Origin of the sequence: Psychrobacter sp. PAMC 21119, assembly GCF_000247495.1 — a bacterium.
Taxonomy (GTDB): domain Bacteria; phylum Pseudomonadota; class Gammaproteobacteria; order Pseudomonadales; family Moraxellaceae; genus Psychrobacter; species Psychrobacter glaciei.
The window spans coordinates 18,340-30,627 of sequence record NZ_AHVZ01000031.1; the positions used below are offsets into that span (position 1 = coordinate 18,340).

Sequence of the window (12,288 nt, forward strand, 5' to 3'; positions counted from 1 at the left end):
TGATGCTGTCTAGCTATTAAAGTGGGTTATCGTTAGCGGCCAAAACCTTTTATAACGGCAAATTAATAATAACCATAGCCATCATGAATCATGGATGATATATATACTATATAGTAGTAAAGACAAACGCGTCTCTAGATAAATAAAAAAATTCTAGAAGCGCAAAAGATGGAAAATAAGGGCGTTAACAGCCAATTCGATTAGTGTATAGTTCCTAGCTGCCTGATATGGCTAACTATTGTTTGCTAAAAAATTTATTAGGCTTGTTATCATATCATGATTTTATTTTATATATGTCAAGGGTCTGTCTGACGTGATAGCCGCGCGCCATCGTTCTGCGCTGACACATGATTAGGTGAACGCGCTATAAAAGATTACGAAATCGAGGGGATAAGACGACGCGGTATCAAAATGGCTTATATTCACGTCATTATCCTTACCCATCGCTACGATACAAACTGGCAGGCAAGTAATAGTAATAAGCTGACCAGCGTTCAAGATGGTTGCTTATAAACTGTTCCTTATAAATTATTGCTATAGATTATGCCTATAAATTTATACAAGCTTGCTATCTATTATGGCGATAATAGCGATAATATTGTTGCTAACAATAATAACCACTCATATGGAGACAATATGCCTATCAATATGTTTCAAGCGCAACCCACTATTCGTATGCAGCGTTGGTTGCAACGTAGCAGTTTGGCACTGGCTATCGGCACGGTAATGGCGATAGGTATTAATGCAGCCACTATGCCTCAGGCACAAGCAGCGGTCACCACTGCTGACTTCTCTGACTTAGTACAGCAAGTGACGCCAGCGGTGGCACGGGTCAATGTCACCAAAACGGTCAGTGAAGACGAGCTTGCCAAAGCACAAACCGCCGAGCTGCTACGTCAGTTCTTCGGGGATCGCTTGCGTATCCCAGATCAAGCAGCGAAGCCCGCGATTGAACACGCTTATGGCACTGCCTTTTTTGTCACCACTGATGGTTATATGTTGACCAATCATCATGTGGTTGCTGGAGCAGATAAAATCACCGTGACTCTTAATGACAGAACCGAGCTGGATGTGACCTTGGTGGGTAGCGATGAGCGCTCAGATGTGGCCGTGCTCAAAGTTGTGGGTAATCAGTTCCCAGCCTTACCGATTGGCGATTCAAACAGTCTAAAAGTAGGTGAGCCGGTATTGGCGATTGGCTCGCCATTTGGCTTTGATTATTCGGCATCCGCAGGTATCGTGAGTGCCAAGTCACGCAGTTTTTCACGTGAGACCAGTGTGCCTTTTATTCAAACCGACGTGGCATTAAATCCGGGTAACTCAGGTGGACCTTTATTCAATCAGCGCGGTGAAGTTATCGGTATCAACTCACGTATCTTTAGTGGGACGGGCGGTTATATGGGCTTGTCGTTTTCTATCCCCATTGACGCGGCGATGGATATCTACGAGCAGCTAAAAACCAATGGTGAAGTCGCGCGTGCCTATATGGGTATTTATCCTCAAGACATCGATCGCAATCTGGCCGAAGCGTATAACTTGGCTCGTCCACAAGGCGCTCTGCTTACACGTGTCTCACCAGACTCACCAGCACAAAAATCAGGTCTGCAATCAGGCGATATTATTTTGCAATATAATGATGTGCAGATTATGCGCGCCGCAGATTTATTGAATCTGCTCAATCGGGCACGACCCAATGATCCGTTCAGTGCTCAGATTCAGCGTGATGGCAAGCAAATGACGGTAAAAGGCACGCTAACGTATGCGCCAAATGATGTCCGAGCGCAAAGCGGCTCACAGCAAGACGATGAGATACAACTGGGCTTACGTCTGCGCAATTTGACTCCAGATGAGCAGGCAGAGCTAGCTGTTGACAACAAAACAGGCATATTGGTCACGACCGTCGACCCGACTGGCTTAGCCGCTCGTTCAGGTATTTTCGCTGGCGATATCGTTACCAACTTTCACCAAAAGCCGATTGCGAAGGTCACGGATTTCTCCAGCGCTATCTCCTCACTTCCCAAAAAAGGGGTAGTAACGATTGAAGTCATGCGCCAAGGCATCCCCGGTATTATCGGCCTGCGCATTGAATAGCCACCATATAGTCAATCCACTATGCTTAAATGAAGTATCTCACTAAGCGTTGATAATTATACTTGTCTATCATAGAGCGCGACCTCTATAATGGCTGATTTTTTTATCGATTGATTTTGATGATATGCTATTGCTCGATTTAACTTTGATTAAGCGACATTGAGTTGGGCGCTGATTTGATTGAACAACATTAATTGACCACTGCACAAACGACTATTCATACCTCTATATACAGCTAGGTAATTATGACTGACCACGCTTTTTATACGCTCAGCATCACGACAGCGGCAGCATTGCTAGCGTATATCATCTTGTGGTCAGGATTACAGACGTTCAATGCCAATCCCACAAAACGCTTTTTGCGTATTTGGTCAAAATTGACGCTATATTATGCTGCTTATACCATGCCAGTTTGGGCGTTACTGTTGGTAATTGGGCGAGTACAAGAGGTGACGCCTTTACTGGCACAATTGTCACCGAGCGTTGTATTGATGGCTACCATCGCGATGGGTCTGTACTTTTATACTGTCGTTGTGCAGCCCAACTGTTTGCGCGTACAGCATCATGCGGTTGATTTAGACTTGTCAGCCCCGCTCACAGTAGCGGTATTAGCAGATTTGCGTATTGGCTTATATAGTGGCAAGCCGCGTCATATTCGCAAGCTTGTCGCTACCATCAATGCGCTGTCAGCAGATGCAGTGCTGATTACAGGTGACTGGCTCTATTACCCGAGTGCAGATTTGGTGGGGCAGTTGATGCTGTTTAAGGGAGTAAACAAACCCGTTTATACGGTGATGAGTACCTCGGATTTGCGTTATCAGTCGATTAATACTACCAAGCAAGGTCAGCCACTACTGAAAGATACCTTGGCCAGTGCCTTTGATGTGCTTGATATCAATTATATTGGACAGCAATGTACGTCGTTGCCGCTTAAATGTGCCCAAACTGGCAACGGTCGATCAAGAGCAAATCAAACAAGCTCCATTAAAGGTCACCCGAATACCCGTACACAAACAAACCCAAAGGATAATCCAGTCGTGGCGGTGCTTTGTGGTTGGCAAGATGTTCCAAAACAATCGAGCGATGCCAAAACTTTGCAGGTACCCAGTAAAGTGGCGCTCAGTGCCGAAATCGCGCAGGCGACTAAACCTGTCATTATCCTTGCGTCACGATTTGATAGTATTAGCGACTTACCAAAATCGCTACAGCCGCGACCACTATTGATAACGGGGGCTGCTAAAGCGATACAGAAAAACATATTAAAGGCGCAAAAAAAGCAAGATATTCGCCGTATAGACAATCAATCGTCGTTATTGGATAGCAGCCGGATGGGTAAGCAGCGCGGTTTATATCAGCATGGTAGCGCGCAGATATTTGTCAGTAGCGGAGTGGGTACTCGAGGATTGCCTTTTCGCTTGTATCGTCCGACTATCGATGTGTTGACGATTCGTTAAAACGACTCAAAAGCATTTATCCCAGTTTCATAATTACGCTAAACTAACTATTAGGGTCTGTTGAACATTCAAATGTGGAACTGGCAGTGGCTATTTTTTAGACAATACGCAGTGAAATTTTTGACGCCTAGTCGTTCTAGGTTAGACAATTTCGCCACGCATATGTTTGAAAGATACTATCTATTGGCGTGTTAGCCAGATAGTTGGTGTATTTCCCGTGATTTTTTGGGCGGCAACAAAGACCGCTTCTAAAATTTGACGTCTGATAAATACGGTATTAAAGACTGATTATATTGCCTCGTCATTGACGTTACCACGATCACTAACGACTGATAAAGTAAATCATTTACTTTTAAGTGAATTACTTTTAAGTGAATTATTTTTAAGTGATTTACTTTTAAGTGAATTATTTTTAAGTGACTTACTTTTAAGTGATTTATCTCTGAAAGGCATCGCTAACAATCCCCATAGCGAGGCGTTTTGTTTGGGTGATGGATATTCTTTTAGCCCAATATCGAGCTCATTGTCCGGCTTCTGAGCGTCACTCTTGTAGCTACCAAAGATCTTATCCCACCAAATCACGCTAAACCCATAGTTTGAATTGGTTTCAGACACGCGTTGGCTATGATGGATACGATGTAAAATTTGCGTCATTAATATTAAACGCGCAGGCTTTTCAATGGCAGGCGGCAAGCGAATATTGGCATGATTAAACATCGCCAAGCCATTTAAGGCGATTTCAAATATTAGTATGGCTACGGCAGGCACACCCAGCGCACTGACGACGAAGAGTTTAACCAATATACTTAAGACTATTTCAATAGGATGAAACCTAAGCCCTGTGCTGGTATCTACGTGCGCATCAGCATGATGGACTTTATGCAAGCGCCATAGAATAGGCACTCGGTGGAACAATCGATGCTGCCAATAAATAATGATGTCGAGCACGAGCAAGCTCAATACGATAGACACTAAAATGGATAAATCGAGCATATTGAACAAGCCAATTCCGTGCTGCTGATTATACAGCGCAACCGCCGTTAGACCTATTGGTACGGCCAAACGCGCCACAATTGATGATGCTAGCACCAAGCCAAAGTTAGCCAACCAGCGCTTGTTGCTTTTGATCGGGGCTTTACGTGCTGGCATGCGCCATTCAATCAGCATCATGATCATTAATATGCTGAAAAAGAAGCCCAGTCGCCACCATATCTCATTTGTCATTGGCTACCTCTTTGCTTATTCTGTTTATATGCTGTTTGAATGGCTGTCTGCTTCTAGACGTTTGAGGGTTTGGTAACCGCCATATATACGGGTAAAAATAGTAATGGCGCAGGCAGCCGCAAAGATACTGGCCAGTAAAACAAACTGCTGTGGCCAAATACAAAAGGCGACAAACAATGCGATGGTTTCAGTGCCTTCTGTGAGACCATTCAAATAATAAAAGCTTTTGTATTTAAACTGCGGTTTGTCTAATGCAAATTTTTCAGCAGCAATGGCAAACGCTAAAAAGCTAGAGCCAGTGCCAATAAAGGCGGCGAGTAATAATGCCCCTGCAATAGCGTTTTGTTCAGGATTTGCCAAGATAAAGCCAAGCGGCACGGCAGCATAAAATAAAAAGTCGAGGGTAATGTCTAAGTAGCCTCCTGCGCTTGAGCTTTGATTGGCATGACGTGCGAGTGCGCCATCTAAGCCATCAAAAATACGATTCAGAGCAATAGCGATAAGTGCGCCAAACCAGAGCTGATTAGCCAGTAGTGGTAAAGCTAGCATGCCGATAATAAAACCGACCACTGTTAATTGATCAGCAATAACACCGCGCTTATGTAACATGATGACTATGGGCGTTAATATAGGCTTGATGACGGGTGTAATAAACTTATCTAGCATGCAATCACCTTTTTATGTTACCGCTAAAAACTAAAGTTAATAACTAAGAGTAATGACTTTACCTTCAGCTGCTTCAGCATCACTATGATCGTGGGTGACCATGATAGCCGGAAGTTTGCGGGTACGGATTTGATTGAATACTAACTGTTGGGTCTCGGCTCTAAGCTGGGTGTCGAGCTTGCTAAAAGGTTCATCGAGTAGGATGGCTTTTGGCTCACTCAATAGAGTGCGTAGTAGGGCAACACGTGCTTGCTGACCGCCAGACAGATTGTCAGGATGGCGATTGCTCATACCTGCTAAACCCACTTGCTCAAGGGCGTGTTCTATTTTTTCGAGACGCTGTCCTTTATTACGCTGCTTATTGTCTTTGGGCATCGCAAAGGCAATATTACCTGCGACTGATAAATGCGAAAACAGTAGCGCATCTTGATAGAGCACGCCGATATGACGTAAGTGTGTCGGTAGATGGCTTACGTTTTGCTCATTTAACCAGACATCACCAGTCGCGGTAAAGCCGTGTGGTAATGTGCCTGTCAGCCAATTTAATAAGCTTGATTTACCACTGCCAGATGGGCCCATAATGGTGAGTATCTCACCGCCTGCAATCTGCTCATCTAAGCTCAGTAATAGCGCGTCTTTTCGATACAATTGCAAATTTTTTATCTGTAAAGATGATGGCATCAAGAACCCTTTATCTGCGTTTTTATAGTGAGTTGTTGTTCAAAACCAGCGTTTTTTGAAACTGTTTTTATTTGAAATAAACCATTTTAACGACTGCTATTTCTACCACTTTTAAAGAAATATTTTGGCAATACCCACGCCAATATAAAACCAATTAACGGTAACGCCATTTGAATGATGGCATACACCGCACTGGTGCGCCTACTGGCACCATTGGCGAGAGTCACAGCTTCTGTGGTGATAGTGGCGATACGTCCGCCGCCCGCTAATAACGTCGGTAAGTATTGTCCAAAGCTAATCGCTAGACCAAGCGCGATAGCAATTAAAAGAGGCGCAAACAGCTGCGGTAGTTTGACCTGCAAAAATACCTTGGCTGGCGTCGCGCCAAGACTGGCTGCCACATGAGCAAAACGAGGGTCTAGACGTCGATAACTGCTAGCAAGCGATAAAAACACATAGGGCAGCACGAACAATAAATGCGTAAACGCCACATTAAAAAATGCTGTTTGATTATTGACCAATTGTTGCAACCATACCAAGCCAAATAAAAAGGCAATGCTGGGTACTAACAGCGGTAAATAAATGATTAAACTGGTAAATTTTGAAAGAGGCTTGCTACTTAGTTGTTCGGCTTCTAAGCATAATAAAGCAAGGACGATAGCAAATAAGGTACTTACGATACCGATCGTAAGGGTGTTAAATAGTGGCGTGCCCATTTGCATAAAGGCGCTTTGAAAATGTAACAACACAAACTGCTCGGGCAATACGGCTGGAAAGCGCCAAAAGCCCGCCACTGACCACATAAACAGACCCATGAGTGCCAGTAATATAAAACCAATGACCACAGTGGTCAAAACTGCGGTCATTTTTTGCATTAAGGCATCGGCATAGTTGCGCTTGCCATTAATCAATGACTGATTACAGCAAATTTTTATGGCTCTCTCAGCAGCAAGCCACAAAGCGATTAATCCGCCCGTCAAAGCCAGCTGTAATAACGCGCCTGCCGAAGCCCGTATACGTAGGTTTAGATCAACATCATTAAACCATTGCATAATCGTGACCGCGAGTGTGGGCGGTGTATTTGGACCCAATATCAATGGCATCTCAACACTGGCACTGGCATAGGCAAGGACGGCTAAAATAGGCAGACGTAATACGGGGTATAGGATAGGGAGGACGGCTTTAAAAAAAGCAGTGATGGGATAATAGCCGAGATTGAGCGCGACTTTATATTGCTGATGCAGCTTTTTACCCAGCTCTGGTTGTGCCAATGCACCTAATGCCATTAATAATAAAAACGGCAGCTCTTTTAAGGTTAAACCCAAAATGATACTAATGCCATAAGGGTCATGTGGAAACATACCATCCGGTGCCAACTCCCAACCGCTTAACCACGGTGAGATGAGCCGTGAAAACATGCCAGAAGGCGCAATTAAAAACCCCACCGCAATGGCTGCCGCTGCATGAGGAATAACCAAAATTGGACTCAGCAAACGCTCAATACGAGTGAGCCAAATGCTATTAAAAAACGCTGCCAATATCATCAAGGTCATGACAAAAGCGAGTAGCGTGCTTAGCAATCCAGTAGCGATGCTTAGCGCAGCCATTTGAGTCAGACCAGGTGTCTGCCAAAGATCGTTAAAGCCTTGTAGGCTAAAAGTTGTTTGCTCAAGTGCAGGCAGCCAACTAAACGCAGGCAGCAGTACGCTGACCAAACCACCGAGTACTGGCAATATCAGCAGCAGCAACAAAAATTTTGGACTAAAAGATACGATACGCGTAAAGAGGTCTGTTCTATAAGATGCAGGCATTCTAGCGCTTGCATCAGTGGTTTTATCGTTAGAAACGTCACTCATGGGCTGACCCCATAACGTGTCTGCCAGCCTTGCATAATGGCATCAACCCAGCTTGGATGTGGTTCACTGACAGTGCGTTTGATGCTATCAAAGGGCAGGGCGCTAGGGTGTGGTTGTTTGTTTTTAAATAAAGCTTGTTGTTCAGGGTCGAGTGTAGACTGGACGAGTACCGTTTTATCACCCCATATAGAAGGCGTTTGTTTTTCGGCCTGTGCTTCTGGACTCATCAAAAAGTTTGCGACTAACTGCGCCGCTTGCGGATGGCTGGCATTATAAGGAATGGCCACAAAATGCGTGTTACTTAAGCTGCCATCACTCATTGCATAGCTACGAATACTCTCGGGTAAATCATAACGCTGCACGGCTGCTGGCACTTCAGGTGCAGAAAAAGTAAAGGCCAAGCTCAGCTCGGTATCATCGACCAAACGCCGCATCTGCGCGCCCGTTTGTACAAATTGCTCGCCTTTGCGCCATAGTGTTGGATGCAAGTCATCCAAAAATGTCCATAGCGGATCTAATACCAGATCGGTATTTTGCTCAGTGGCTGGCAGGTTGAGCTGCGCCTTAGTATTTTCACCTGTTTGAGCATCATGTTGTTCGTGCAGCATGACTAAGGCGTATTTTAAAAAGCTCATTCCTAAAAAGTCTGGTGGCTTTGGGTAGCTAAAACGTCCAGGATTTTGTGCTATCCAATCGACCAGCTCATTCAGAGTTGTCGGTGGCTTATCAGTCGATAAACGGTCGTAATAGAAAGTCAGCGAGGCTTGTCCCCATGGTGCTTCCATGCCATTGGTGGGTACACCAAAATCAAAGTTCACCGTAGGGTTGTTGTCTGGATCAGTAAGGGCAAAGTTAGGTAACTTATTCGCCCATTGCTTGAGCAATAATGAGTTTTCACTCATGGTGGCAAAGTTTGCGCCATTAATCCAGATGAGATCTACACTGCCTTCATCATTGTTATTGGCTGATTTTTCCGCCAGCACGCGACTGACCGCTTCACTGGTGTCGCTTAATTTCACATGGACTAAATTGATATTATATTTATCATCTACTTGCTCGGCTGCCCACTGTAGATAGGCGTTGATCTGTGGGTCGCCGCCCCACGCATAGAAATAAACGTCTTGGTTTTTGCCACTCTCTTGCACTTGTTGCCAGTGCGACAGACTCTTATCATCTGATACATTGGTAGTAGAGGCGGTGCTGGCAGAAATACCCATACAAATGCCAAGCGCCATAGCATAGATGCTATAGCGGCTTAGGTTTTTTAAGGTTGATGAGGCTTGCAAGGACTTGATAACGTGCATTTGAGTTTCCGTTATGATGATATATTCTCAGCACAGTTGATAAAAACCCAACTAACCTCGACGCCATGTATGGTACTTTTCAAGCAAGTTTAATACTTTTTCAGGCGCATGATTGCGTTTCCATTCACCAGCCGCGTATTTATTGCCTTCCGCCCATGTCGGGTACATGTGAATGGTGCCGAGTATTTTATTTAGCCCTAAACCATGCTTCATGGCCAGTATAAACTCAGGCATTATATCACCAGCATGCTCAGCGACGATGGTCACGCCAAGTATTTTATCTTTGCCTTTAGGCGTAATGATTTTGATAAAGCCGACATTGGCGCTCTCAGTCACCGCACGATCTAAGTCTTTAAAGTCGTAGCGGGTAATCTCAAAATCGATGCCTTTTTCGATGGCCTCTTGCTCATTTAAGCCAACACGTGCGACTTCTGGATCGATAAAGGTTGTCCACGGAATCACGCGATAATCGACCTTGAATTTCTTTAGATGTCCAAACAAACCGTTTACCGCGGCGAACCATGCCTGATGGGAAGCCACATGGGTAAATTGATAAGGGCCGACGACATCACCTGCGGCGTAGATATTAGGATAAAGAGTTTCTAGGTAATCATCGGTATTGATAGTACGATCCGTTTCGATGCCCAACGCTTCGAGGCCGTAGCCTTCGAGGCGAGCACTACGCCCAACGGCACAAAGCAACTCATCATATTCAATAGCAATCTCTTGCTTATTTTGACTGTCTTGCTTATCTGTATCGTCGTCTAATTGCTCAACGATAATGAATTTTTTACCATCGCGAGTCTCACAGCGAATCGCTTGATGCGAGGTCAAGACATTCACGCCACTCTCGACGAGCACTTGCTGCGCAAATTCTGAAACTTCCACGTCTTCTTTTTTCATCAGACGCGCGCCTCTTTCGATTTGAGTCACATTGGAACCCAAGCGCGCAAAGGCTTGTGCGAGCTCAGAGCCGATAGGCCCGCCGCCAAGTACGACGAGATTTTTCGGTGCTTCTTCCAATTCAGTAAACTTATTCCATAGCGTATCGCTCGTCACATAACCCGTCTCTTCCAAACCTGGTAAGTCTGGAATAAATGGACGTGCACCAGTGGCGACAACAATGGAACGTGCGGTGAGTCGCTGCGTGCCGCCATCGTTTAGCGCAATTTCTACCGTCCATGGGTCGATAAATTTAGCATAACCTTTTAACACTTCGACACCCAATTCCGTATAACGCTCGACGCTGTCATTTGGCGCGATGTCAGCGATGACTTTATGGATGCGTGTCATGATATTTTTGAATGAAAATTCTGGTTGAATATTATTGAGACCATAGCGTTCGCCATTGCGCATCTGTTCTGCGACTTTCGCGCTTTTGATAAGGGCTTTACTGGGTACGCAGCCGTAGTTTAAGCAGTCGCCGCCCATCTCACCCGCTTCAATCAGCGTGACTTTTGCTTTGACGGTGGCCGCGATATAACTGGTGACTAGACCGCCAGCACCTGCACCAATGACAATCATATTGCGATCGAATTTATTTGGTTTGGTGTAATTTTTATAGACGCGGCGTTTTTTTATCGTATTTAAGATGCCTTTAGCTATCAACGGGAAAAACCCTAGTAGCGCGAATGAGGCAATCAAATTGAAAGATAAGATGCCTGACAAGCTCTCGATTTGTGCCAACTGCGTACCTGCATTGACATAGACGAAAGTACCAGCGAGCATACCTACTTGGCTGACCCAATAGAAGGTTCTTGCCTTAATCGCGGTGACACCCATCAACAGATTGATTAAGAAAAATGGGAAGATTGGAACGAGGCGTAAGGTGAATAGATAAAAGGCCCCTTCTTTTTTTACGCCTGCGTCAATAGAGTCGAGACGCTCTGGGAAACGCTGCTTGATGGAATCGCGCAGTAAATAGCGTGAGGTCAAAAAGGCCAGTGTGGCACCAATACTTGAGGCAAACGAGGCGACCAATAAGCCTTGAACCAAGCCAAACAACGCCCCAGCTGCCAAAGTCATAATGGCAGCGCCAGGTAAAGATAATGCCGTGACTAATATATAGACTAAAAAGAAGCCACCAATAACCAACCATGGTGACTGCGCTTTATATTGGTCGAATTGATCCATCGAGCCCTTTAAACCCTCAAGTGTCAATAATTGGTTGAGGTCAAAGTAAAAAAAGCCAATGACTAACATCAATACGGCTAATATTAAAACTATTTTCTTAATCATGGATTATCCAGCTAAATAATAATGCAAAGGGGTGTGTGAGTGATAGGATCTAAAAAAGTCTTATATACAAACACATAGCGATGTCATCAGTCCTACTATAATCTACTTTTTCGTTGTTCGTAGCGATATATTCGTTTTTAGTAAACTATAGTGATATTCAGACTGATTATCAACTTTCTTAGGATAAAGTCGGTGACGTCTTTTTGCCTAAGCTTAAAGTATCCCAATCTCTCATCAAAAATAAGGCGATGCATGCTGCCAACATCGGCCAAGCAGCAAAGAATAACAAATTGTCAAAAGGCGTGAGGTATAGTCCAAAAGTCGAAAAAGTTGACATGGCATGGAGCAATAAAATTGCACCATAAGTCCAGGTTTTGAATAGACCAACAGCAAACATTAGAATAAGAATCAACTGAGCGACACCGATAGCAATAAATATGGTCTCACCCATCGCTTCGAGACCGTAAAATTTTGAGAAAACATTTGCCGCGTGATCGGGGTGAAAAATCTTATCTAATGTCCAAAATAAGAAGACAATGAAAATGCCTATTCGAAGCAACAGTAAAGACAAAGGAAAATGTTTTGGCATAAGTTATTTCTTTTTAATAAAGTTTGAAAGCGAGTTCAAAATAGGGTGGGTTAAAGTGAGGTTTTTACGCCTGTTATTAGAAGGTTTTTATGTGACAGACATGAGTAAGAAGTGTTTGCTTTATGTTGAGTGATTGCTCAATTATAGCTGTAAGATGTTACAAAATAATGCGAGGGCGCATTGTG

Annotated in this window: 9 protein-coding genes; 2 read left to right on the top strand and 7 right to left on the bottom strand. The window is 44.3% G+C overall.

Annotated elements, in window-relative coordinates; all coding sequences use genetic code 11:
* The first annotated feature begins 636 nt into the window (after positions 1–636).
* Together RH96_RS11010 and RH96_RS11015 are read left to right on the top strand one after the other, a co-directional pair.
* On the top strand, positions 637–2,091 hold the full coding sequence (locus RH96_RS11010) for a Do family serine endopeptidase (RefSeq protein ID WP_051000747.1): 1,455 nt from the start codon (positions 637–639) through the stop codon (positions 2,089–2,091).
* Between the two features lie 245 nt (positions 2,092–2,336).
* A complete protein-coding gene (locus RH96_RS11015) occupies positions 2,337–3,545 on the top strand; it encodes a phosphohydrolase (protein WP_010200919.1) in 1,209 nt (402 codons plus the stop codon).
* 342 nt (positions 3,546–3,887) lie between these two features.
* On the opposite strand, the gene RH96_RS11020 is transcribed toward RH96_RS11015, so the two are convergent.
* The 7 genes from RH96_RS11020 to RH96_RS11050 all read right to left on the bottom strand — a co-directional run bounded on the left by RH96_RS11020 (position 3,888) and on the right by RH96_RS11050 (position 12,103).
* A complete protein-coding gene (locus RH96_RS11020; RefSeq protein WP_010200920.1) occupies positions 3,888–4,769 on the bottom strand; it encodes a sterol desaturase family protein in 882 nt (293 codons plus the stop codon).
* Between the two features lie 24 nt (positions 4,770–4,793).
* Complete coding sequence (locus RH96_RS11025; RefSeq protein WP_010200921.1) at positions 4,794–5,435, bottom strand: CDP-alcohol phosphatidyltransferase family protein; 642 nt, start codon at positions 5,433–5,435, stop codon at positions 4,794–4,796.
* Between the two features lie 36 nt (positions 5,436–5,471).
* The gene (locus RH96_RS11030) at positions 5,472–6,116 is read right to left on the bottom strand and encodes an ATP-binding cassette domain-containing protein (protein WP_010200922.1); all 645 of its coding nucleotides are present in this window, start codon (positions 6,114–6,116) and stop codon (positions 5,472–5,474) included.
* Between the two features lie 86 nt (positions 6,117–6,202).
* On the bottom strand, positions 6,203–7,972 hold the full coding sequence (locus RH96_RS11035) for an ABC transporter permease (RefSeq protein WP_010200924.1): 1,770 nt from the start codon (positions 7,970–7,972) through the stop codon (positions 6,203–6,205).
* Positions 7,969–9,276: an ABC transporter substrate-binding protein gene (locus RH96_RS11040; RefSeq protein ID WP_010200925.1), complete on the bottom strand. Its 1,308-nt coding sequence runs from the start codon at positions 9,274–9,276 to the stop codon at positions 7,969–7,971. Before RH96_RS11040 ends, RH96_RS11035 begins: the two co-directional genes overlap by 4 nt.
* Positions 9,277–9,327: 51 nt before the next feature.
* A complete protein-coding gene (locus tag RH96_RS11045; protein WP_010200926.1) occupies positions 9,328–11,514 on the bottom strand; it encodes an FAD-dependent oxidoreductase in 2,187 nt (728 codons plus the stop codon).
* Positions 11,515–11,692: 178 nt separating this feature from the next.
* The gene (locus RH96_RS11050; protein ID WP_010200927.1) at positions 11,693–12,103 is read right to left on the bottom strand and encodes a hypothetical protein; all 411 of its coding nucleotides are present in this window, start codon (positions 12,101–12,103) and stop codon (positions 11,693–11,695) included.
* Between the last annotated feature and the right edge of the window lie 185 nt (positions 12,104–12,288).